The 23,931-nt window shown below is 66.0% G+C and carries 20 protein-coding genes; 9 read left to right on the top strand and 11 right to left on the bottom strand.

The features are described from left to right. Nucleotides 1-6: 6 nt before the first annotated feature. The 4 genes from AC0WRY_RS09015 to AC0WRY_RS09000 form a co-directional block, all read right to left on the bottom strand. Entirely contained in the window at nt 7-540 is a 534-nt protein-coding gene (locus AC0WRY_RS09015) for a DUF4142 domain-containing protein (RefSeq protein ID WP_491122970.1), read from the bottom strand. 118 nt (nt 541-658) lie between these two features. Beyond that, the gene (locus AC0WRY_RS09010) at nt 659-1,348 is read right to left on the bottom strand and encodes an RNA polymerase sigma factor (protein ID WP_491122969.1); all 690 of its coding nucleotides are present in this window, start codon (nt 1,346-1,348) and stop codon (nt 659-661) included. Nucleotides 1,349-1,421: 73 nt separating this feature from the next. Next, a complete protein-coding gene (locus tag AC0WRY_RS09005; RefSeq protein WP_491122968.1) occupies nt 1,422-2,291 on the bottom strand; it encodes a sulfurtransferase in 870 nt (289 codons plus the stop codon). A gap of 198 nt (nt 2,292-2,489) precedes the next feature. After that, on the bottom strand, nt 2,490-3,824 hold the full coding sequence (locus AC0WRY_RS09000) for a dihydroorotase (RefSeq protein WP_491122967.1): 1,335 nt from the start codon (nt 3,822-3,824) through the stop codon (nt 2,490-2,492). A 101-nt stretch (nt 3,825-3,925) separates the two neighbouring features. Between AC0WRY_RS09000 and ygfZ the strand changes: the two genes are divergently transcribed. The 6 genes from ygfZ (at nt 3,926) to AC0WRY_RS08970 (ending at nt 10,433) form a co-directional block, all read left to right on the top strand. Further along, a complete protein-coding gene (gene ygfZ, locus AC0WRY_RS08995) occupies nt 3,926-4,801 on the top strand; it encodes a CAF17-like 4Fe-4S cluster assembly/insertion protein YgfZ (RefSeq protein WP_483069214.1) in 876 nt (291 codons plus the stop codon). Continuing rightward, the gene (locus AC0WRY_RS08990; RefSeq protein WP_491122966.1) at nt 4,798-5,424 is read left to right on the top strand and encodes a DNA-3-methyladenine glycosylase I; all 627 of its coding nucleotides are present in this window, start codon (nt 4,798-4,800) and stop codon (nt 5,422-5,424) included. Before ygfZ ends, AC0WRY_RS08990 begins: the two co-directional genes overlap by 4 nt. Next, on the top strand, nt 5,421-6,035 hold the full coding sequence (locus AC0WRY_RS08985; protein WP_491122965.1) for a YfbR-like 5'-deoxynucleotidase: 615 nt from the start codon (nt 5,421-5,423) through the stop codon (nt 6,033-6,035). Before AC0WRY_RS08990 ends, AC0WRY_RS08985 begins: the two co-directional genes overlap by 4 nt. A 139-nt stretch (nt 6,036-6,174) precedes the next feature. Next, nucleotides 6,175-6,681, top strand: coding sequence for a tyrosine phosphatase family protein (locus tag AC0WRY_RS08980; protein ID WP_194406657.1), 507 nt, complete (start codon nt 6,175-6,177; stop codon nt 6,679-6,681). A 19-nt stretch (nt 6,682-6,700) separates the two neighbouring features. Next, complete coding sequence (locus AC0WRY_RS08975) at nt 6,701-7,669, top strand: NUDIX hydrolase (protein WP_211419409.1); 969 nt, start codon at nt 6,701-6,703, stop codon at nt 7,667-7,669. Nucleotides 7,670-7,718: 49 nt separating this feature from the next. After that, nucleotides 7,719-10,433, top strand: coding sequence for a DUF2339 domain-containing protein (locus tag AC0WRY_RS08970; RefSeq protein WP_491122964.1), 2,715 nt, complete (start codon nt 7,719-7,721; stop codon nt 10,431-10,433). A 3-nt stretch (nt 10,434-10,436) separates the two neighbouring features. Here the strand turns inward: AC0WRY_RS08970 and AC0WRY_RS08965 are convergent, their stop codons facing one another. The 6 genes from AC0WRY_RS08965 to AC0WRY_RS08940 form a co-directional block, all read right to left on the bottom strand. Next, the gene (locus tag AC0WRY_RS08965; protein WP_194406654.1) at nt 10,437-12,125 is read right to left on the bottom strand and encodes a methyl-accepting chemotaxis protein; all 1,689 of its coding nucleotides are present in this window, start codon (nt 12,123-12,125) and stop codon (nt 10,437-10,439) included. Between the two features lie 346 nt (nt 12,126-12,471). After that, the gene (locus AC0WRY_RS08960) at nt 12,472-14,214 is read right to left on the bottom strand and encodes a methyl-accepting chemotaxis protein (protein ID WP_194406653.1); all 1,743 of its coding nucleotides are present in this window, start codon (nt 14,212-14,214) and stop codon (nt 12,472-12,474) included. A 231-nt stretch (nt 14,215-14,445) separates the two neighbouring features. Then, complete coding sequence (locus tag AC0WRY_RS08955; RefSeq protein ID WP_194406652.1) at nt 14,446-14,679, bottom strand: DUF6894 family protein; 234 nt, start codon at nt 14,677-14,679, stop codon at nt 14,446-14,448. A gap of 166 nt (nt 14,680-14,845) precedes the next feature. After that, nucleotides 14,846-15,445, bottom strand: a complete 600-nt coding sequence (locus AC0WRY_RS08950; RefSeq protein WP_194406651.1) for a hypothetical protein — start codon at nt 15,443-15,445, stop codon at nt 14,846-14,848. Between the two features lie 113 nt (nt 15,446-15,558). Next, complete coding sequence (acuI, locus tag AC0WRY_RS08945; RefSeq protein ID WP_194406650.1) at nt 15,559-16,545, bottom strand: acrylyl-CoA reductase (NADPH); 987 nt, start codon at nt 16,543-16,545, stop codon at nt 15,559-15,561. 41 nt (nt 16,546-16,586) lie between these two features. Then, the gene (locus tag AC0WRY_RS08940; RefSeq protein WP_194406649.1) at nt 16,587-17,837 is read right to left on the bottom strand and encodes an MFS transporter; all 1,251 of its coding nucleotides are present in this window, start codon (nt 17,835-17,837) and stop codon (nt 16,587-16,589) included. Nucleotides 17,838-18,170: 333 nt separating this feature from the next. Between AC0WRY_RS08940 and nadA the strand changes: the two genes are divergently transcribed. The 3 genes from nadA (at nt 18,171) to nadC (ending at nt 21,996) form a co-directional block, all read left to right on the top strand. After that, the gene (nadA, locus tag AC0WRY_RS08935) at nt 18,171-19,289 is read left to right on the top strand and encodes a quinolinate synthase NadA (protein WP_194406648.1); all 1,119 of its coding nucleotides are present in this window, start codon (nt 18,171-18,173) and stop codon (nt 19,287-19,289) included. 217 nt (nt 19,290-19,506) lie between these two features. Further along, nucleotides 19,507-21,108, top strand: coding sequence for an L-aspartate oxidase (locus AC0WRY_RS08930; RefSeq protein WP_194406647.1), 1,602 nt, complete (start codon nt 19,507-19,509; stop codon nt 21,106-21,108). A gap of 9 nt (nt 21,109-21,117) precedes the next feature. Beyond that, nucleotides 21,118-21,996 (top strand): carboxylating nicotinate-nucleotide diphosphorylase, encoded by an 879-nt coding sequence (nadC, locus tag AC0WRY_RS08925; protein ID WP_194408205.1) that lies wholly within the window; start codon nt 21,118-21,120, stop codon nt 21,994-21,996. Between the two features lie 115 nt (nt 21,997-22,111). Here nadC and AC0WRY_RS08920 read toward each other — a convergent pair whose 3' ends face one another. Further along, nucleotides 22,112-23,566, bottom strand: coding sequence for a cell wall hydrolase (locus tag AC0WRY_RS08920; protein ID WP_194406646.1), 1,455 nt, complete (start codon nt 23,564-23,566; stop codon nt 22,112-22,114). Between the last annotated feature and the right edge of the window lie 365 nt (nt 23,567-23,931).

Genomic DNA, 23,931 nt, shown 5'->3' with positions numbered 1-23,931 from the left:
CACTCCCTATTTCAGCTCGGCCGCGACATGTTCGGCGTGCTGCTGATGGCCCTGGAAGATCTTCAGGCCGGTCTGCAGCAGGCTCTTCAGCTCGGCGTTGCTCGCCGACGGAATCAGCTGCGTCTCCAGCGCGCCGTTGACCGCCTTGTGGTAGGCGACCTCGTTGGCGACATAGGCCTTGTCGAAGGCAGCACCGCTCAGCTTGTCGAGCTCGGCCAGCTTGTCGCTCGCCTGCTTGGACAGCGCCTTGCTGGTGTCGTTGTCTTCAGGGGTGACGTTCAGCTTCTTGACCAGCGCGAGCGCCTGCCTGTTGACGGCCTCGTGGTCACGCAGCATGTCCTCGGCGAACGCCTTCACGTCCTTGCTCTTGGCCTTCTTCTGCGCCTGCTTGGCCGCGTTGATGTCGATCACGCCAGCGGTGTAGGCGATATGGGCGATCTGCGGATCGGTGGGCTTGTCGGCGGCGCTGGCGCCTTGCAGCAGCGCGGAGCTCGACAACAGAATGGCCGCGGCGATCGCCGCGCTCCGTCGGGTGAACATGGCTTGGTGCTCCTGTGGTGCCGGCATTGCCCGGCGCATTGCGTCACAGGGATTGGATGGGAGTTTCGCGCAAACGTTCCCGAAAAATGACGCGCCGATGCCAATCAACAGATGCCAATCAGCCGATGCCGAGGCGTTTGAGCACAGCCTCGGTCAGGCGTTCGCAACGCTGCCCGGCAAACGGAAAGGCGTCCATCACGACGGGGCCGATCTTTTTCTCGACGTTCTCGCGCAGCAGGGCGCGCGCACGATGCAAACGCGTCTTCACGGTCTCGGGCTTGATGCCGAGCAGCTCGGCCGTCTCCTCCATGCTCATTCCCTCCATCACCCGCGCGATGAAGACCATGCGGAAGGCGTCGGGCAATTCGTCGACCGCGTGTTCGACGACGCGCTGGATTTCGCGTTGAGCCATGGATCTTTCCGGATCGGTTGCGGCGGACGAAAGGGGGAACTTGATGATCTGTGCTTCTAGCGCTGCCTCCGGCACCGATCCCAGCTCGACCTGCGGCCTCCGGCTGCGCAGGCGCCCTAGCGCTTCGTTGATGGCAATGCGCGACAACCAGGTCGACAGCGCCGACGTACCAAGAAAGCCGTCGAGATGCGTGAAGGCGCGGACATAGGTTTCCTGCACCACGTCCTCGGCCTCACTGTCGCTGCGCAGAATGCCGCGGGCGAGGCGATAGAGCCTGCGGTTGTTGCCCTGCATGATCTCGCGCAATGCGGCTTCGTCGCGGTGCCGTGCGCGCGCGATCAGCTCGACTTCCGACGTCCTGGCGCCGACGGACAGGCCGGCTGCGGTCCCTGGCATGGCTACCTCTCTCCATTGGTTCCGGACATTGGATGCAAGTCCAGGGAAAAGGTTCCCGATTTGTTAGTCCTCGCTAATCCGTCTCGATCGGCAGCGACGGGTCCCTCGCCCATTCGCCCATGGAAGCGTCGTAGAGCGTCAGCCTGTCGTAGCCGAGCTGCGTCAGCAGGAACAGGTCGATCGTCGCCGAGATGCCGCCGCCGCAATAGAGGATCACGTTCTTGTCGCGCGTGACGCCGGCAGCAGTGAATTTGGCTTCGGCGTCTGCGAGGCTCGTCAAGGTCTTGTCGGCATTGACGAGCGTCGCGGCCGATACGTTGACGCTGCCGGGCACACGGCCGGGCCGGCCGTAGCGGCTCGGCTCGAGGCCGCGATGAAATTGCGGACCGAGCGCGTTGACGATCACCGTCGCGGGATCGCCGATCCGCGCCTTCACGGCGGTCTTGTCGACGAAGAAATCCGCGCGCGGCGTGGCCTTGAAGGTCGTCGCGGGATAGCCTTTCGGTATGCCAGTCTCGATTGGGCGTCCCTCCTCCTTCCATTTGTCGAAGCCGCCGTCGAGCACCTGCGCATCGACGCCGAGCGAGCGCAGCATCCACCAGAACCGCGTCGCCCACATCATGGTGCCGATGCTGTAGAGCACGACGGTCTTGCCTGCATCGAGGCCGTGGCGGCCGAAGGCGGCTTCGAGTTGGGCCAAATCGGGCATCATGAAGAATTGTTGCGACGAGGTGTCGGAGAACTCGCCCTGCAGGTCGAGGAAATCGGCGCCGGGAATGTGGCCGGCTGCAAACGTCTTGTCGCCGGGGACCGCGCGATACGGCACGTCGCTGCCCGGCGGGACGGGTTCGTTATAGGTCGTGCAGTCGTAGAGGCGGAGGTTGGGATCGCCGAGGATGGCGGCGAGCTGGTCGGTGGTGATGAGGGCGGCTGGCTCTGACATCGGAATGCACTCCCGTTCGAAAGGAAGTGTAGCTCTCTCCTCTCGTCATTGCGAGCCACCGGGTCCGCGCGAAGCGCGGCCCGATGACAGGCTCCGCGAAGCAATCCGGAATCTTTCCGCGGAGGGCCGCTGGATTGCTTCGTCGCAAGGGCTCCTCGCAAGGACGGGGATGGTGCGTTCGTCCCCGACCGAAGCGTCCTACTGCGTCAGCGTCTCCAGAAACCGCACCGGCTCGCCCTGCGATGGCGTCACCAGCTCGCCCTGCCACATCACGCGGCGGCCGCGGACAAACGTGCCGACGGGCCAGCCTGTGACACGCAGGCCGTCATAGGGGGTCCAGCCTGCCTTCGACGCGACCCATTTGTTGGTGATGGTTTCGCTGCGCTTGAGGTCGACGACCGTGAAGTCGGCGTCGTAGCCCGCGGCGATGCGGCCCTTGCAGGCCATGTTGTAGAGACGCGCGGGGCCGGCGCTGGTCAGGTCGACGAAGCGCGCCAGGGAGAGCCGGCCCGCGTTGACGTGGTCGAGCATCAGCGGCACCAGCGTCTGCACGCCGGTCATGCCGGAGGGCGAGGCGGGATAGGTCTTCTGCTTCTCCTCCAGCGTATGCGGAGCGTGGTCGGAGCCAAGCACGTCGATGATGCCCTGCTCGATGCCGCGCCAGATGCCAGCACGGTGATCGGCGCCGCGCACCGGCGGGTTCATCTGCGCCAGCGTGCCGAGGCGCTCATAGCATTCCGGCGCGACCAGCGTGAGATGATGCGGCGTCGCCTCGCAAGAGGCGACGTCCTTGTGATCCCTGAGGAACTCGATCTCTTCCTTGGTCGAGATGTGCAGCACGTGGATGCGCTTGCCGGTCTCGTGCGCGAGCTTGACCAGGCGCTGCGTGGCCATCAGCGCCGCGGTTTCGTCGCGCCAGACCGGATGCGAGCGCGGATCGCCTTCGAGACGCAGAGATTTGCGATTGTTGAGACGGTACTCATCCTCGGCATGGAAGGCGGCTCGGCGGCGGATTACCTGAAAAATGCGGCGCAGGCTTTCGTCGTCCTCCACGAGGAGCGCACCGGTCGAGGAGCCGATGAACACTTTGACGCCGGCGCAGCCGGGCGCGCGCTCCAGCACCGGCAGGTCCTGCACGTTCTCGCGGGTGCCGCCGATGAAGAAGGCGAAATCGCAATGCATGCGGTGATGGGCGCGCTTCACCTTGTCGGTGAAGGTGGCCTCGGTCACGGTGAGCGGCGAGGTGTTCGGCATCTCGAACACGGCGGTGACGCCGCCCATCACGGCGCTGCGCGAGCCTGTCTCGAGGTCTTCCTTCTGCTCCAGCCCGGGCTCGCGGAAATGCACCTGGGTGTCCATCACGCCGGGCAGGATGTGCAGGCCCTTGCAGTCGATCACCTCCGCGGCGGAGGCCTGCGACAGCGGACCCAGTTCGGCGATGCGGCCATTGGTGATGCCGATATCGCGAACACCCTCGCCGTCCTGGTTGACGACGGTGCCATTCTTGAGGATCACATCGAAGCGTTGGGTCATGGCTGAAGGCCTCTCTCGTCCCCAAGCGCAGGGCTCGAGGTCTTGTCGTTTATGCCTCGCGGGCTTACGTTCCGGAGCAACATGTCGCAAGAGATTTTCGCATGAAATCAGCGTTTCTTCCCGACCGGGGCGTGGTCAAGGTCGCGGGCGAGGATGCGCGCAACTTCCTCAACGGCCTGGTCACGACCGACGTCGACAGGTTGAAGCCGGGCCTGGGGCGATTCGGCGCGCTGCTGACGCCGCAGGGCAAGATCATCGTCGATTTCCTGATCACCGAGGTGCCCGCAGGCCATGGCGGCGGGTTCCTGCTCGACTGCCCGAAAGCGCTGGCGGATAGCCTCGCCACCAAGCTGAAATTCTACAAGCTGCGCGCCAAGGTCACGGTGGAAAACCTCGATCTCGGCGTGCTCGCCGCCTGGGATGGCCAGCCAGCGGCCCAGCCCGATCTTGCGTTCGCCGATCCGCGCCAGGACGGGCTCGGCTATCGCATCCTGATCCCCGAGGATCTCAAGCAGAAGCTCTCCGACCTCATCGGGGCCGAGCTTGTCGATGCGACCGAATACGAGGCGCACCGCATCGCGCTCGGCGTGCCGCGCGGCGGGCTCGACTTCTCGTACAACGACGCCTTTCCGCACGAGACCAACATGGACCGCCTTGCCGGCGTCGATTTCGACAAGGGCTGCTATGTCGGCCAGGAGGTCGTCTCGCGCATGCAGCATCGCGGCACCGCACGCACCCGCAGCGTCAAGGTGCTGCTCGACGACTTCTCGCCGGAGGCCGGCGTCAGCGTCATGGCCGGCGACAAGCCGGTCGGCACCATGGGCTCGTCGGCGCAAGGCAAGGGCATTGCCCTGGTGCGCATTGACCGCGTCGCCGAGGCGCTCGATGCCGGCCAGCCGCTGACCGCTGGCGGGCTCGCGTTGAAGCTGGCAGACCCGGACGTCGTTCGTATCCCCGCGAAGCAGCCCACCGCATGAGCCGAGCCCCTCGCCTGCATCCCGACGGAAAGACGCGTTGCCCCTGGCCCGGCGAAGATCCGCTTTATGTCGCGTACCACGACACCGAATGGGGCGTGCCGGAATATGACGACCGCGCGCTCTACGAGAAGCTGATCCTCGACGGTTTCCAGGCCGGCCTGTCCTGGATCACCATCCTGCGCAAGCGCGACAATTTCCGCCAAGCCTTCGACGATTTCCAGCCGGAGAAGATCGCGCGCTACAACGAGAAGAAGGTCCACGCACTGATGAACGATGCCGGCATCGTGCGCAACAAGGCCAAGATCGACGGCGCGATCCTGAGCGCGAGATCGTATCTCGACATCATGGAGAAGGGCCCGGGCTTCTCGAAGCTGCTGTGGGACTTCATGGACGGAAAGCCCAAGGTCAACCATTTCAAGACCACGGCAAGCGTGCCCGCCTCGACGCCGCTGTCGACCCAAATCTCGAAAGAGCTGTCCTCGCGCGGCTTCAAATTCGTCGGCCCGACCATCGTCTATGCCTTCATGGAAGCGACCGGCATGGTCAACGACCATCTCGTCGACTGCCATTGTCACGCGACTTGCGGCAAGGCGCCGCGCAAGCCGCGTCTCAAGTCCAAATGACCGTGAAGAAGACCCCGCGCGACGCGCAGTCCCGCGCCTGGCAGCGCATGCTGTCGGGCCGGCGGCTCGATCTGCTCGATCCCTCCCCGCTCGACGTCGAGATCGCCGACATCGCGCACGGGCTGGCGCGCGTCGCGCGCTGGAATGGCCAGACCATCGGCGCGCATATCTTCTCGGTCGCGCAGCACACGCTGCTGGTGGAGATCGTGCTGCGGCACGAGATGCCGCGCGCCGATCAGCGCATTCGGCTCGCCGCACTGCTGCACGATGCGCCGGAATACGTGATCGGCGACATGATCTCGCCGTTCAAGGCAGTGCTCGACGGCCATTACAAGGCCGTGGAGAAGCGCCTGCTCGGCGCCATCCATATCCGCTTCGGCCTGCCACCGGACTTGCCGGAGGAGATCACATCAGCCATCAAGGCCGCCGACCGCGGCGCGGCCTATCTGGAAGCGACCGAGCTTGCCGGCTTCAGCGAGAGCGAGGCGCGGCGCCTGTTCGGCAAGGATCCCGGCCTCACCGACAGCGTCCGGCGCGATTATCTCACGCCTTGGACCGCGGCGCGGGCCGAGAAGCAGTTTCTGGAGCGGTTTGGCGCGGTGTCTGCGTAGCATCATCCCTTCGTAGGGTGGTCAAAGCGAAGCGTGCCCGCGAAACCAGGCGAGATGCGCGCAATTGCGAGATGGTGGGCACTTTGCGCCTTTGCCCACCCTACGAGCGCTCGTTATAATCGCGGCAAAAAGGTCCACCATGATCCACGTCTGTTCGCTCGCCGCGCTTCCCGAAACCGTCCGCCTCACCAAGGCCAGCCATGTGCTGACCGTGATGGCCAATGTCGAGCAGGTGGCCCGGCCGGTCTCCGTGCTGCCGGCCAATCATCTCAAGGTGTCGATGGACGACATCACCGAGGAGATGGACGGTTTCGTCGCACCCTCCGAGGGGCACATCGACCAGGTGCTGAATTTCGTGCGCTCCTGGGACCGCGGCGCACCGCTGGTGGTGCATTGCTATGCCGGCATCAGCCGCTCGACCGCGAGCGCGTTCGCGGCGGTCTGCGCGCTCAATCCCAACCGCGACGAGCTCGAGATCGCCAGGAAGATCCGCGCGGCCTCGCCGATCGCCTCGCCGAACCGGCGCATCGTCGGCCTTGCCGACCGCGCCTTGGGGCGCAACGGCCGCATGCTGCGCGCGCTCGACGAGATCGGCCCGGGCGCGATGATGGTCGAGGGCCGCCCCTTCGTGATCGAGCTCGAATGACAGCTGTGATATCAGCCGCATGAGCGAGAAGCTGCTGACGCCGATCGAGATCGGCCTGACCGCGGCGATCGTGGCGATCGAGGGTCATGAGCCGCTGATCCTGACCGCGCGCGACAGTGAAGGGCTTGCCGGCCTGCCGTTCGGCCCGTTCGACGCGCTCGCGCACCGCACCTTCGAGATCGGCCTGCGCGCCTGGGTCGAGGAGCAGGCGGGCTTGCGGCTCGGCTATGTCGAGCAGCTCTACACCTTTGGCGATCGCGGCCGCCATGCCGAGGCCGGCGACACCGGGGCGCATATGGTGTCGATCGGTTATCTCGCATTGACGCGCGCGGTGGACGGCGAGCTAGCGGCGAACGCGGCGAGCTTCGCGCCATGGTATCGCTTCCTCCCCTGGGAAGACCGGCGCGAGGAGCCGCCGGCGATCATTGCCCGCGACATCATTCCCGCGCTGACCGAGTGGGCCGCGGAGGAGACGCCGGAGACGACCCGCGCGCTGCCGCGCAAGGATCGCGTGCGGTTCTATTTCGGCCTCGACGGGGCGGCCTGGGACGAGGAGCGCGTGCTCGACCGCTACGAGCTCCTGTACGAGGCCGGGCTGGTCGAGGAAGCCAGGCGCGACGGCCGCCCTGCGGCATTGGCGCGCACGGCGCTTCCCCCGCTCGGGACCTCGATGCGGTTCGACCATCGCCGGATTCTTGCCACGGCGATCGCGCGGCTGCGTGCGAAACTGAAGTATCGTCCTGTGGTGTTTGAACTTTTGCCGCCCGAATTCACACTTACGGAACTGCAGTATACGGTGGAGGCGATCTCCGGCCGGCACCTGCACAAGCAGAATTTCCGCCGCCTGGTCGAAATGGAAGCCCTGGTCGAACCGACCGGGGTGATGTCGACACAGACGGGCGGACGGCCGGCGGCGCTCTACCGCTTCCGCCGCGACGTGCTCCAGGAGCGGCCCGCACCGGGGTTGCGCGTACGCTCCCGGCGCTAACTCAAGATTTGCGCGATCGGCCCCTGCCCGCCGGTCGCCTGGAGGCTTCATGTTCGACGGCCCGTTTGACGTCTTTGCGCTGATCATCGCGATCATCGCCATCCTGATCGCAGTCAAGGCGTCAAGCCAGGCGACCGAGCTGCGTCGGCGCTTCAGCGCGCTCGAAGAGAGGGTTTACGCGCAGCAGCGACCGGTCCAGCCGCCGCCACCGTTGCCGGCATACGTGCAGGCTGAAGCTCCCGCAACGGCGACCACCGAACCTCCGCCGCTCGCGCCCGAGGCCGAAACGGCGCCGCCTCCGCTCGTCACCGAAGAGCCGCCGCCGCTCGCAGCGAGTCAAGGGGCCGATGCCCCGCCGCCGCTCCCCGGGCGCGCGCCTGATAGTCGTGAACCCGGCTTCGAGGAGCAGCTCGGCACGCGCTGGGTGGTGTGGATCGGCGGCCTTGCGCTGGCGCTGGGCGGCTTCTTCATGGTGCGCTATTCGATCGAGGCCGGCCTGCTCGGCCCAGGCGTGCGCGTGTTCCTGGGCGGCCTGTTCGCAGCAGCGCTGCTCGGGGCCGGCGAATGGACGCGGCGCAAGGAGAGCATCTCGGCCATCGCCGCGCTGCCGATGGCCAACATCCCCGCGATCCTCACCGCGGCAGGTACGGCTGTGGCGTTCGCGACCATCTATGCGGCCTATGCGCTCTACGACTTCCTCGTGCCCGCCACGGCCTTCGTGCTGCTCGGCATCGTCGCGATGTGCACGCTCGCGGCCGCGCTGCTGCACGGCCCCGCGCTCGCCGGCCTCGGCGTGGTCGGCGCCTTCGTGACGCCGGTGCTCGTCTCCAGCGGCAAGCCGGACTATTGGGCGCTCTACATCTATCTCGCCGTCGTCACCGCCGCGAGCTTCGGCCTCGCCCGCATCCGGCTGTGGCGCTGGCTCGCGGTCACGACGATTGCTTTTGCCGTGCTCTGGATCTTCCCGGGCCTCGACGCGAGCGAATTGCAGGTCGCGCCGCACGCCTTCCATGCCGTCGCGGGCTTCGTGCTGGCCGCGCTGCTCGTCGTCTGCGGCTTCATGTTCGGACCCAGCATCGAGGACGGCGAGATCGAGCCGATCTCGTCGGGCTCGCTCGGTGCCTATCTGTTCGGCGCGATGCTGATCGTGCTGTCGAGCGCGCATGCCGATTTGGCGCTGATCGCGTTTACGCTGCTCGTCGGCGCAACCCTGCTCGTCGCCTGGCGTGCGCCGGCCGCCACCGGCGCGCTCGGCGCGGCCGCAGCGACCGTCTTCATCGTGTTCGCCGAATGGGCGGTGCGCGCCAATCCCGACATGCTGGTGCTGCCGGGCGGTGCGATGTCCGGAATCGGGCCCAGCGCCATCGACGGCTCCGTGACGCTGCATCTGGTGACGGCCGCGATCTTCGCCGCGGGCTTCGGCATTGCCGGCTTCCTCGCGCAAGGCCGGTCGAATTCGGCGATCATCCCGGTGGTGTGGTCGGCGACATCAGTCGCGACGCCGATCGCGATCCTCGTCGCGCTCTACGCGCGGATCGCCCATCTCGACCGCTCGATCCCGTTCGCGATCCTCGCGGTACTGCTCGCGGCAGGCTTCGGCGCCGCGACCGAGGCTCTCTCGCGCCGCGAGACCCGGCCGGGCACCATGATCTCCACCGCTCTGTACGCGACCGGCACGCTCGGTGCGCTGGCGCTGGCGCTGACCTTCGCGCTGGAGAAGGGCTGGCTGACGATCGCGCTGGCGCTGATGTCGCTCGGCACCGCCTGGATCTCGCTGCAGCGGCCGATCCCGTTCCTGCGCTGGCTCGCCGCGATCTTCGCGGGGCTCGTCACGGCGCGCATCGCCTACGATCCCCGCATCGTCGGCGACGCCGTCGGCACCACGCCGATCTTCAACTGGCTGCTCTGGGGCTACGGCCTGCCGGCGGCCTCGTTCTGGGGCGCGAGCGTCTTCCTTCGCCGCCGCGCCGACGATCCGCCGCTGCGCATGGTCGAGACCGCCGCGATCCTGTTCACCGCGCTGCTCGCCTTCATGGAGATCCGGCATTTCGCGACCGGTGGCGACATGATCTCGCCGCCCTCGCTGCTCGAATTCGCACTCCAGGTCTGCATCACGCTCGCGATGGCGATCGGGCTGGAGCGCCTGCGGCTGCGCAGCCACAGCATCGTGCACGATATCGGCGCGATCGTGCTCACGGCGATCGGCGGGCTGATCAGCGTGTTCGGCCTCCTGATCCTGGAGAACCCGCTGATCTGGCGCATCGACGTCGGCGGCGCGGTGTTTAACCTGCTGCTGCTCGGCTATGCGCTGCCGGCGGTGCTAATGCTGCTGCTGTCCTATGCGGTGGTCGGGGCGCGCGGCAAGGCCTACGCCAACACGATCGCGGGCGGTGCGCTGGTGTTCGCGCTCGCCTACGTGACGCTGGAGATCCGCCGCTTCTATCACGGCCCGATCCTGTCCAGCGGACCGACCACGGGCGCCGAGCAATACACCTATTCGATCGGCTGGCTGACCTTCGGCGTCGTGTTGCTCGGCGTCGGCATTCTCGTCAACTCCGAGCGCGCGCGGCTGGCCTCGGCCGCCGTCATCGCATTGACGATCCTGAAGGCCTTCGTCATCGACATGTCGACGCTGACAGGCGTCTACCAGGCGCTGTCGTTCATGTGCCTCGGCATCGTGCTGGTTGCGATCGGCTGGCTGTACCAGCGCATCCTGTTCCGGCGGCAGGTCGCACCGCCGCCGGCTCCGCAGACGGGCAGTTGATCATCAGGCCGCGCGGACCGATTCCAGGAACTGCGCGACCTCGACCTTGAGACGCGTGCTGTCGGATGCCAGCGATTTCGCGGCCGACAGCACCTCGACCGAGGCCTCGCCGGTCTCGATCGCACCGCGCTGCACGTCGGTGATGTTAGCCGAAACTTCCTGCGTACCCACCGAGGCCTGCTGGACGTTGCGCGAGATCTCCTGCGTGGCCGCGCCCTGCTCCTCGACGGCAGCGGCAATCGCCGCCGACACCTCGGACAACCGCTCGATGGTGCCGCCGATCTCCTGGATGGCGCTGACGGATTCCTGCGTCGCGGCCTGGATGCCCGACACCTGCGCCCCGATCTCGCCGGTCGCTTTCGCGGTCTGCTCGGCCAGCGCCTTGACTTCGGAGGCGACGACGGCGAACCCGCGGCCGGCTTCGCCCGCACGCGCCGCCTCGATGGTGGCGTTCAGCGCCAGCAGATTGGTCTGGCCCGCGATGGTGTTGATGAGCTCGACCACGTCACCAATGCGGGAGGCGGCCTGGGACAGCGCGTTGACGCGCTCGTTGGTCCGTGCCGCCTGCTCGACGGCTTCCGCCGCCATCCGCGCCGAATCCTGCACGCGGCGGCTGATCTCGGTGATGGAGGACGACAGCTCCTCCGAGGCGGAGGCGACCGCCTGGACGTTGGTGGAGGCTTCCTCGGACGCCGCGGCAACCACGGTCGCGAGTTCCTGGCCGCGCTGCGCGGTGCCGGTCAGCGTCGAGGCCGAGGCCTCGAGCTCGGTCGAGGCCGAAGAGACGGTGCCGACCACCTCGCCGATCATCGCCTCGAACTTGCGGGTGATGGCATCGACGCGGCGGCCGCGCTCGATCTTGGCTTCGGCATCGGCGGCCGCGGCCTCGTCGGCGGCCTTCTTGGCGATCAGCGCCTCCTTGAAGATCTGCAGCGCATCCGCCATCGATCCGATTTCGGTCTTCTCGCCACGATGCGGCACCTCGGCCGAGAGGTCACCCTCGCCGAGCGACTGCATCGGGCGGATGATCGAGGCGATGCCGCGAGAAACGTCGCGTACCAGATAATAGGCGGCGCCGATCGCGATCAGGACGGCCGCGATGATAATGCCGACGAGCACGCGGAAGATCAGCGCATAGCTGTCGGCCGCTTGCTTAGTCTCCAGCTCGGCGCCGCTGTTGTTGAGCTCGATGCCTTTCTGAAGCAGCGGATCGGCGGCCTGCGCCATCTTGGCGACCTTGGTCTGCAACATCTCGTTTGCATCGGTCGGGAAGCGGCCGACGCTCTTGCGCGACAGCGCCATAGTCTCTTGCACGCCGTTCAGGTACTCGGCCCACGCCTTGCTCCATTGCTCGTAGAGCGAGCGCTCCTCGGGCACATTGATCAGGCGCTCGTAAACCTTGCGGGTCTTCTCGATTCGTTCGCGCAAGCCTGCCAGTCGCTTCTCGGCGGCCTCCTTGCCCTCGGCACTGTCCTGCATCAGGTGCAGTCGGAGCGCGACGCGCAGCTCATTGATGTCGGCCCGCATGGAGCCTAGCGCACGCACGCTCGGCAGCCAGCTCTCCGCGATCTCGACCGTGTGGGAATTGATGTTCTGCATCGTGCCGATCGCCATCACGCCGACACCGGCGAGCGAGAGCACGAGGACCGACAGCACGGTCAGAAGCTTGAAAACGATCGACAACTTCGACATCACAAAAAATCCCGTTGAGACCTACGACGCACAAATCACCTGCGCCGTGATCGTCGCGAGGGCGATAGGGCGGAGGGCATTCCAACGATGATGGCTGGTTCTTATCCCGTAAAATTGCGCCCATAGTTGCAAACAGGCGTTAACAGGAAGCTACGTTAAATTACGGAACTCGGCACCGCAGCCGTTATATGTTCCGCAGCCATCTGTTGCAGCGCAGCCGGCATCGCGCGGCACGCACCGCCTCCAGAAAGCGAGAGACCCCGGTCCTGAGCCGCTTGCCCTCCCCTGCGAGAGCGACTGCGGCGGAATGCACCTGCGCCGAGGCGGCCCCGTCTCGCCGGCCCCGTCAGGCGGCGCGCACCGTCTCGAGGAACTTCCCGACCTCGAGCTTGAGGCGGTTGCTGTCGCCCGACAGCATCTGCGCAGCCGACAGCACTTGCGAGGATGCCGAGCCGGTCTCGCTCGCGCCGCGCTGCACGTCGGTGATGTTGGACGAGACCTGATGCGTGCCTGCCGCTGCCTGTTGCACGTTGCGGGAAATCTCCTGCGTCGCGGCGCCCTGCTCTTCCACGGCGGCTGCGATGGTCGAAGAGATCTCCGACAGCTTCTCGATGGTGTCGCTGATGTCCCTGATGGCACCGACCGAATGCTCGGTCGCAGACTGGATGCTGGCAATCTGCTGCCCGATCTCGCCGGTCGCCTTCGCGGTCTGCTCGGCAAGCGCCTTGACCTCGGAAGCGACGACGGCAAAGCCGCGTCCGGCCTCGCCGGCGCGAGCGGCCTCGATGGTTGCGTTCAGCGCGAGGAGATTGGTCTGGCCCGCGATTGTGTTGATCAGCTCAACCACATCGCCGATCCGCGCCGCTGCCTTGGACAGTTCGCCGACGCGGTCGGTCGTGGTGCGGGCTTGGCTGACTGCCTCGCCGGCGACGCGCGCGGATTCCTGCACCTGGCGGCTGATCTCGGTGATCGAGGAGGACAGTTCCTCCGTTGCGGATGCCACCGACTGCACGTTGGTCGATGCTTCTTCCGATGCGGCCGCCACCACAGTGGTAAGCTGTTGCGTGCGCTCGGCGGTCGAGGTCAGCGTGGTAGCGGAGGCCTCAAGCTCGGTCGAGGCCGAGGACACCGTGCCGACGATCTCTCCGACCGCAGACTCGAAACTGTCCGCGAGCTTGTACATTTCGGCCTTGCGCCGTTCGGCCGCGATCTGATCCTGCCGCACCTTGCCCTCCGCTTCTTCGCGCGCCTTCTGCTCGGACACGACCTTGAATTTTTCGACGGCACCAGCGACCTCGCCGACTTCGTCCTTGCGGCCCAGGCCCGGGAGCACCACCGAGAAGTCCCCGCCGGCGAGCTTCTCCATCGCCAGCGTCAGCGCGCGCATGGGCCGCGCGATGCTGAACACCGAGAAGATGCAGGCTCCAATCAACACCAGCGCAACCAGCACGCCGGTCACGAGCGACGTCCGGGCGACCGAGGCGGCCTCGGCTTCCGCTTCCGCACGCGCCTCAACGGTTCTCTGCTTGGCGAAATCGGTAATCTGGTTGGCCAGCTGGTTGATCTCTTCGTTGATCGGCGCCAGCGTTCCCTTGCGGAAGCGATCGACCTCGCTCACGAGCTTGGCGATCTGCGCCGCCCCTTCAGCGTCTTTCTTCTCCTCGAGCGCCAGCTCCTGCTTGCGGATGGCTTCGATCTGCTGCTGGCCCTTGCCGAACTCCCCGATCAGCACGGTCAGACGATCGATCCGCTTGCGGTTCTCCGGCGAGCGTGAAAGCTTCGCCATTTCGTTCGAGAATTTTGTGGCAGCGCTCTGACGGTCGTTGAAATAGGTGACCGCCTTCTGCAGCTCGGCCGGCGATGCAGACGTCAGGATGTCGCGAATGCCGATCTGCATGCCCCGGACCGACGCCTTCGCTTCCGCGGCATTTTGCGCGATCGCCTGCTGTCCTGACGCGGCATTGTTGAGCCTTTGGACATCGGCATCCCCTCTCATCTGCAGAAAGATCATCAGCGCGACCAGCCCTATGGTCAACGCGGAGGTGACGGCGAGCTTGGTGCCAATTCGCAGGTTCTGAATGAACATCATCGAAATTTCCCCGGACGTATGCGACTGCCGCGACGAAGCACGTGCACAACCCGGGAAAGCTAACAGCGACGTTCCTCATTAACGTTAAGCAGCACCGCGACAGCCTAAGTAGAAGTACTGAAATACCCGCTCAGCCTCGCGATTTTTCGCAGCTTCTACGTGCAACAGCCCGGACTTCGCGGATTTGCATGCACTGACATTGGTTAACGCCGGTCGCACGTTGGCGAACCGTCAGGGCACGTTCTCGCCGACGAGACTGATGCGAAAAACCGGCTTCTTGTTCTCGTCGAGCAGCTCCATGCACCATTCGGCGTTCGGCTTCAGGCCGCGCGCGATGCTCCCGAGCAAATTGGCGCAGACCTCGGTCATCTCGGTCCAGGCGGCTGCGCGATCCTCGAACTCGTACGGCTGGTCGGCGGCGCCGGAATAGCGACCGGTGCTGATGCGGAAGAAGTACAGCGACATCGTTGAACCCTTGTGTAGGGCCGCGCCCCCCGGCCGGACGTAAACTGGGACGCGAACAGCTACCAACGCATGAAAGCCGCCGTCCGTATGACTACGGCGCGGCGGCTTCATGTTTGATCAACGTCTTCAACGACTAAAGCGTGCAGATAGTCCCCGCAGGGCCATCTCACTGAGTCGAACGGCGCAGCTCCAGCGGACCTTCGTTCTTGGCGGGCTCGGACCTGACTTCCGCTTTGACCGGCTCGAGCCGGCTGCTCTCGACGCGGGGCGTTTCCACGCGCGCGGCGACTTCGGTGTTGGCCGGGCCGACCGAACCGGTGTGCTCCGGCCTGTGCAGCGAGCGTGGCCGCGCCGCAGCGCGCGCCATCAGCATCTGGTTGCCGCCCTGGTGATGGAAGTCGCAATAGGCGAAGCCCATGCCCGACACCGAGCCGCGGAAGCTGCGATCGTCGGTCTTTTCCAGGTTGAAACAGGGCTCGAATGGAATGCCCTTGATCGAGGCGCAGACGTTCTGGCCGCGGATCTGGAGCGTATTTCCGGGCAGGCGGAGGTGCTTGACGGGGCCCGCGCCCGAGAACTGCACCGCACCGGCGGCGCCGAGATCGTCGAGGATACGGCCTGCGCCGCGGGTGCCGTCGAAACAGGTGAAGGCAAACACTTTGCCGGCCACGAAGCGACGCGCTTCGTCAGCGTTCATGCTTCCGGCAATGGCCGGCGCAAACGTTGCTGCCGCCGTGACAGCCCCCAACACAATACGCGCAAGCATGCTCAACTCCGAACCCAACCCCGCAGCGGGCGATGCCTTAACTCTTTACCCGCTGCTTACCATACTAACCATGGCGACATTGAAGCAGCTTGGTTGGCAAAGTCTAAACGCCGTTAAGCGATTTTTACCACGATGCGCCCGCGCACCTCGCCGGCGAGGATTTTCGCGCCCCATTGGGGAACGTCGTCCAGCGAAATTTCATGAGTAATTTCAGTTAGTTTGGCTCGATCGAGATCGGACGCCAGACGCTGCCAGGCAGCTTTCCTCGGCTCAATCGGGCACATCACGGAATCGATGCCGAGAAGGCACACCCCGCGCAAAATGAAGGGGGCGACAGAAGACGGCAGGTCCAGGCCGCCGGCGAGGCCGCAGGCCGCGATCGCCCCGCCGTACTTGGCCATCGACAGCAGATTCGCCAGCGTGGTCGATCCGACGCTGTCCACGCCGCCCGCCCAGCGCTCTTTGGCGATCGGCTTGGCCGCCCCCGACAATTCGTTGCGATCGACGATCTCGGCGGCGCCAATGTGTTTCAGGTAGTCCGCTTCGGCGGCGCGGCCGGTCGAGGCGATGACGTGGTAGCCGAGCTTCGACAGCACCGCGGTCGCCACCGATCCGACACCGCCGGCGGCACCGGTCACCACCACCGGGCCGCTCTTGGGCGACAGACCGTGCCTTTCCAGTGCCAGCACCGACAGCATCGCGGTGAAGCCGGCGGTGCCGATCGCCATGGCATCGCGCGCCGAGAGCCCCTGCGGCAGGGCGACCAGCCAGTCGCCCTTGACCCGCGCCTTCTCGGCATAGGCGCCGAGATGGGTCTCACCCATGCCCCATCCGGTGCAGACCACCTTGTCGCCCGCCTTCCACTGCGGATGCGAGGATGCCTCGACCGTACCGGCAAAGTCGATGCCGGCGATCATCGGGAAGCGGCGCACCACCGGCGCCTTGCCGGTGAGCGCGAGGCCGTCCTTGTAGTTCAGCGTCGACCATTCCACGCGGACCGTGACGTCGCCGTCCATCAGCTCGGCTTCATCGAACTGCGTGAGCGCGGCGGTGGTGCCCTTGTCCGCCTTGTCGATCCGGATCGCCTTGAATGTGGCCACGACTGAACTCCCTGACTTGTTTGCCGGGGATGTTTAGCCGATCAGGCAGGCTGCGCAACCGCCCGTGCAACGGGTTTTTCCACGATCGGAAGATTGATCAGTGCGGAGAGCACGCCGAACAGGATCGAGAGCCACCAGATCGGCGTGTAGGAACCGAATTTCTCGAACACGATGCCCCCGAGCCAGACGCCGAGAAAACCGCCGACCTGATGGCTGACGAAGGCGAAGCCGTAGAGCGTCGCAAGCCAGCGCGTGCCGAACATCAGCGCTACCAGCGCCGAAGTCGGCGGCACCGTGGAGAGCCAGGTCAGGCCGGAGACCGCACCAAACGCAATCGCCGAAAACGGCGTGATCGGGAACGAGATGAAGGCCAGTGTCGCGAGCGCGCGCGTGAAGTAGATGGTCGAGAGGATGTAGCGCTTGGGCACCGAGTTCTGGAGGTAGCCGACACTGAGGGAGCCGATGATGTTGAACAGGCCGATGGCGGCGATCACCCAGCCGCCGGTTTGCGCGGAGATGCCGCGATCGACCAGGAACGCCGGCAGATGCACGGTGATGAAGGCGAGCTGGAAGCCGCAGGTGAAGAAGCCGAGCACCAGCAGCACGTAGGAGCGATGACCGAAGGCTTCCGCGAGCGCCTTGGTGATGGTCTGATCATCCGCAGGAGCTGCATTGGCCTTGGTCGTCACCGGCGGCGTCGAGAGCGCCAGCGCTAGCGGGATGATCAGCAGCATCAGGAAGCCGAACACGGAGAGCGCCTGCTGCCAGCCGAAATTGTCGATCAACGCGACGCCGATCGGCGCGAACAGGAACTGCCCGAACGAGCCCGCCGCCGTGCCTGCACCAAGCGCAAGGCCGCGCTTCTCGGCCGGCAGCAGCTTGGTGAACGCCGACAGCACCAGATTGAACGAGCAGCCGGCAAGACCAAAACCGACCATGACGCCGGCGCCGATGTTGAGCGATAACGGCGTCGAGGAGTAGCGCATCAGAAGAAGGCCGCCGGCATAGAGCAGAGCGCCGACGCACATCACCCGAAACAGTCCGAAGCGATCCGCGACCGCACCGGCGAATGGCTGGCCCAGGCCCCACAACAGATTCTGTACGGCAATCGCGAGGCCGAACACGTCGCGGCCCCAGGAGAATTCGTGACTCATCGGCTGCACGAAGAAGCCGAGCGCCGAGCGCGGACCGAAGCCAAGCATGCCGATCGCACAGCCGCAGAGGATGATGACGGCCGGGGTGCGCCAATTGGAGGAACGTGAGCTGGGAAGTTCGCCCGCTGAAATCGACATGGTGTTCCTCGTCTGTCATTGGCGGATTCGCAGGAGCGGCCGCGAAGTGCCATTTAATGCACTTGCATGAAGATCCCAAGTCAAAAACGATTGCATTCCACGGGGAGCTGCCGCGGGAGCCTTGCGTTTCAATGTGGCCTCGCCAGAGGCGACCGGCCCGGACCTGACGAAAATGTGTGCGGGCGCATCTGGCCATTCCCGGCAGAGCATGATATCTGATTTGCTCATACTGAGTATATCAATCCTGACAAAGTCCATGCCCGCCCGCCGGCGGATTCTTCAGGCTCAAGATATACTCATTATGAGCATAATCGACATGCAAGGGAGGCTTCGATGCCGATCGCTGGAATTTACGGTCCCGACGACTTTGCCAACCGGCCGCAGGGCCAGCACCAAGGCCAAGCTACCGCCTCCCCCCGTGCCGCACCGGCGCGAACGGGACCCACGCTGCCGACGCCCTCGCTGGCATGGACGCCGGAGGTCGCGCGCGCCACCGCGCCGCTCTACGAGCGTGTGAAGCATGTGATCCCGCCGATCGAGTGGCCGCTGATGGCGCCGACGATCCTGGCGATCAACGAGCTGAAGCGCGCGCGCGGCGCGGTGATCCTCGCGCACAATTACCAGGCGCCCGAGATCTTCCACTGTGTCGCCGATATCGGCGGCGACTCGCTCCAGCTCGCCGTCGAAGCCACCAAGGTGAAGGCCGGCATCATCGTCCAGTGCGGCGTGCACTTCATGGCGGAGACCTCGAAGCTGCTCAACCCGGACAAGACGGTCCTGATCCCGGACTCGCGCGCCGGCTGCTCGCTCGCCGCCAGCATCACGGGCGCCGACGTCCGCCTGCTCCGCGAAAAATTTCCGGGCGTACCTGTCGTTGCCTATGTCAACACCTCGGCTGAGGTGAAGGCCGAGGTCGACATCTGCTGCACCTCGTCGAATGCGGTGCAGGTGGTCGAGAGCTTGGGTACGCGAAGCGTGATCTTCCTGCCCGATCGCTATCTCGCCACTTACGTGGCCTCGAAGACCGACGTGAAGATCATCGCCTGGAAGGGCGCCTGCGAGGTGCACGAGCGCTTCACAGGCGAAGAGCTGCGCGCCTTCCGCGAGGCCGATCCCTCGGTGCAGATCATCGCGCATCCGGAATGCCCGCCCGACGTGCTGGCGGAAGCCGACTTCACGGGGTCGACCGCGCACATGATCAACTGGGTGCGTGAGCGGCGGCCGCGCCGGCTGGTGATGATCACGGAATGCTCGATGGCCGACAATGTGCGGGCCGAGCTGCCTGACGTCGAGATGCTGCGACCCTGCAATCTCTGCCCGCACATGAGGCGCATCACGCTCGCCAACATTTTGGAAAGCCTGCTGACGCTCCGTGAGGAGGTGACGATCGATCCCGCGCTTGCGGATCGCGCAAGGCGCTCGGTCGAGCGGATGATCAATCTGAAGAATTGAAGGCAAGGATCGGCAACAACCACCGCTGTCGTCCCGGACAAGCGCGCCTCAGGCGCGCGCAGATCCGGGACCTCCGAGCGAGCGCTCGCGCTCGTCGCGCTAGCCCCAGGAAAATGTTTGGCGACGACTCGGAGTGACGAGCTCGCGTCACAACTGCTCCCTGGGGTTATGGGTCCCCGCCTTCGCGGGGACGACAGCGGAGTGAATGGAGAGAATAATGACCAACGACATCCACAATCCCACCCGCACCGACATCGTCATCGTCGGCGGCGGTCTTGCCGGATTGTTTTGCGCGCTGAAACTCGCGCCGCGGCCGGTGACCTTGATCTCGGCCGCGCCGCTCGGACAGGGCGCATCATCGGCGTGGGCGCAGGGCGGCATCGCCGCGGCCGTGGCCGAGGGCGACACGCCGGAGGCGCATGCGGCCGACACGATCGCGGTCGGTGGCGGCCTCGTCGACGCGGCGGTGGCGCTCGGCATCGCGCGCGAAGCGGCACCCCGCATCCATGACCTGCTCACTTATGGCGTCCCCTTCGATCGCGATCTCGAAGGCAGGCTCGCCGTCGGCCGTGAGGCGGCACATTCCGCCCGCCGCATCGTGCATGTCAGGGGCGACGGCGCGGGCGCCGCGATCATCGCGGCCTTGAGCGAGGCCGTGCGCCGCACGCCGTCGATCCGCGTCATCGAAGGTGTCGTCGCCGAAACGCTCCTGACCGAGGATGGCGCCGTCACAGGACTTCAGTTGCGCGAAGCAGACAATCCTTCGGCACGGCCGCTCGTGCTCGCCGCCCGCGCGGTGGTGCTTGCCACCGGCGGCATCGGACATCTCTATGCCGTCACCACCAATCCGCGCGAGGCTGGCGGCTCCGGCCTTGCCATCGCCGCCCGTGCGGGTGCCGTGATCGCCGACCCCGAATTCGTCCAGTTCCACCCGACCGCCATCATGACCGGAGGCGATCCGGCGCCGCTCGCCACCGAAGCCCTGCGCGGCGAAGGCGCGACGCTGATCAACGGCAATGGCGAGCGCTTCATGGCGGCGCGTCATCCGCTCGCCGAGCTCGCGCCACGCGACATCGTGGCACGCGGCGTGTTCGCCGAGATCGCGGCCGGGCGCGGCGCCTTCCTCGATGCGCGGGCGGCGCTGGGCAAACGTTTCGCCGACAGATTTCCGACCGTGCATGCGAGCTGCCTCGCCGCCGGCATCGATCCGGCGACGCAAGCCATCCCGATCGCGCCCGCCGCGCATTACCATATGGGCGGCATCGCGGTGGACGGGCGCGGCCGCAGCTCGATCGATGGGCTTTGGGCCGGCGGCGAGGTGTCGTCGACCGGCGCCCACGGCGCCAACCGGCTCGCCTCGAATTCGCTGCTCGAGGCCGTGGTCTACGCCGCGCGCATCGCCGAGGACATCGCCGGCCGCGTTCTCCCCTCGCCTGCCGGCGTCCCCGACGCACCGGTTGCTTCGCGTGGCGGCGCGCCGGATGCCGCGATGGTGAAGCGGCTGCGAGCGATGATGAGCGCGCATGTCGGCGTGGTCCGCGACGATCCCGGCCTTGCGGAAGCCGTGCGCCACATCGCCACGCTCGAACGCGAGGCAACCAGCACCGCGCTGCGCAATATGGCGACATCCGCCCTGCTCGTCGCAGCCTCGGCGTGGAGCCGGCGCGAAAGCCGCGGCGCGCATTTCCGCATCGACCATCCGACGGATGTGCCCGCGCTGGCGCAGCGAACGATGACCGATCTCGCGGCGGCGCGCCAGATCGCCGAAAGCCTGAGCGAGCAGCCCCTGCCGCGCACCGTCCAGCCCATGATTGCCTGAAGGAAGCCTCTGATGAACCCGACCTCACTGCTCTATCCCGACGCCTTCCTCTCGCCGCTCGCCATCGACGCGGCCGTGCAGCGCGCGCTCGACGAGGACCTCGGCCGCGCCGGCGATATCACTTCGCTTGCGACGATTCCCGAAGCGACCAGGGCCCAAGCGATCCTGGTCGCGCGCCAGCCCGGCGTGATCGCAGGTCTGCCGCTCGCGCTCGTGACGCTGCAAAGGCTCTCGCCCGACATCGAGGTGCGCGCGCATGTCCGTGACGCCGCACGCGTTGCAAGGGGACAGCAGGTGCTGACGATCTCGGGCCCCGCGCGCGCCATCCTCACCGCGGAGCGAACCGCGCTGAACTTCGTCGGCCGCCTGTCGGGCGTTGCGACGCTCACGGCGGATTATGTCGCGCGCACCGAAGGCACGACAATGCGCATCTGCTGCACGCGCAAGACCACGCCGGGGTTGCGCGCGCTGGAGAAATACGCGGTGCGCTGCGGCGGCGGCTTCAACCACCGCTTCGGCCTCGACGACGCGATCCTGATCAAGGACAACCACATCGCGGTCGCCGGCGGCGTCCGAGCGGTGCTGGAGCGCGCCCGCAGCCACGCCGGCCATCTGGTCAAGATCGAGATCGAGGTCGATACGCTGGCGCAACTGCGCGAGGTGCTCGACAGCGGGCTCGCCGACGCCGTGCTGCTCGACAACATGGATCTTGCGACGCTGCGTGAGGCGGTGCGGCTCAACGAAGGCCGCCTCGAGCTGGAGGCATCCGGCGGCGTCACGCTGGATTCGATCGCCGCCATCGCCGCAACCGGCGTCGATTACGCGTCAGCGGGCGCGCTGACCCATTCGGCGCCGAATTTCGATTGCGCGCTGGATATCGAGATGTGAGCGGTCTTTCCGTCATGGCCGGGCTTGTCCCGGCCATCCACGCCTTAGCCACGCGGAACGAAGAACGTGGATGCCCGGGACAAGCCCGGGCATGACGGTGTCTTTGTGAAGACGACTACCTCCGCTCGCTCGCGCCCATCTCGGCGGAGCTCTTGGCTTCCTGGGCGAGCTCGGCGGAGAGCGCGGCGGTCTGGGCCGGCGTGCCCCAGCTCGGTTCCTCGCTGCCGTCGCCCCAGGCGCGCGGGCGGTAGAAGGTGTGCACGCCGGTCTTGTACATCTTCTTCATCTCGGCGACCCAGGACGGGCGCACCCAATAGGCATGATAATGCGTGGACTTGCCGACTTCGGGCAGCCAGATCTGGCCATCGAGCATGGCTTTCGCGATCTTCTTGGCGCGCTCCCACATCTCGGGCTCGCGGATCACGTCGGCATTGTTGTCGCAGGCAAAAGTGAACTGGCAGGCGAGATGGCGGTGCTTGTTCTGATAGACCGCGCCGCACACCGTATCGGGGTACTTGCCGGAGAACACGCGGTTCATCACGACTTGCGCGACGGCCATCTGGCCGCGGACGGCCTCGCCGCGGGATTCGAAGTAGACCGCTTCCGCGAGGCACTTCTCGGATTTCGCGCGCGACTTGTCGTCGAGCGCGAGCCGTTCCGCCGGAGACCTGGTCCGCTGGTTGTCGGCGTTGACCTCGCCCTTCGGAGCAACGCTCTCGCCGCTCTCGATGTCCTTGGCGATCTCCACCGTGGGCGGCGTCAGCGAGGCCGTCACCTTCATGTCGGGGTCGGGCATCACGATCAGCGGTTCGGCGCCGGGCTTCCAGCTCTCTATGCTCTCGAGATTGCCGCCGAGCGAGGAGCTGCCGAAGAACAGGTTCGAGGTCTTGACGCTGAAGGGATCGCGCACAGGCGTCGTCGGCGCAGTCGCCCGCTTCAGCGCTTCGAGGGGCTGGACCGCGAACGCACGCGCGGCATCGCTGGCTTGTGGCGGATTTGCATATTGCGGCAGCGGCGGCGCGCGCAGCGCCTCCTGGAGCTCGGGATCGAGCGCGGCCGCGGATTCCGGCGACATCGCCTGCGGCAACGCGGCCGTCTTGGCCCCGAACACCGAGCTGTTCGACGTCGCGGGATCTTCCTGCGACGGTGCCGCTGCGGGCGCATTCGTCTCCGGAGCCTGGCCCGGTGCAATTGTTGCGAGGCGATCACCCTTCATGGAGCGATCGACCTTGGGAAAGTCGGAAGCCTGGTAGCGCGGCGCGGTCTGCAGCGCCGGATTGCGGCTGATCGCGCCAGTGACGTCGCGGCCATCGAGGCTCGCGAGACGCACCATCGCGCTCTGCGGCACGGAGGTGCCGATGGGCCGCGAAAAACTGTAGGTGGCGAGCTGGATCGAGGACGCCGCAGAGAACACCTGCTTCTGCCAACGCTCGGCAACGCCAGGTTGGCGCGCCAGCAAGGAGGCAATGTCCTGATAGCCGGTCTCTCTCGGCATCAATGCGAAGATGCAGAGACCGATTCCGAAGGACGCGAACCGCGCGCCCTTCGGATGGTTACGCAACACTGACATCGTTACGCTCACGCTACGCTTACGCCAGAAAAATCGAGCAGCAGTACATCCGTGCAATTCGATCTTTATCGTAAGTATCCAATTTAGGTTGCCGGGGCGTTAATCGGCGTTGCGCGTGCGGCACACTCAAGCGAACACAGGTGTTTTCACGGGGCGATCGCGCGCGCTGGTAAATGCGTCGTCACGTGAAGCGGTAAACGACCCGTCAACGCGAATGGTGAAGGAACTCTTGACGGCGCGTATCACTACGGATGCGCGACGAGTTCCCCGTGTTGCGCGGTGCATCCGCGATGCTCGTCATTGCGAGCGCCGCGAAGCAATCCAGAATCTCTCCGCGGAGACGATCTGGATTGCTTCGTCGCAAG

The sequence above is a fragment of the Bradyrhizobium sp. T-12 genome, from assembly GCF_058314695.1.
This window is presented reverse-complemented; position numbering and strand designations above follow the sequence as displayed.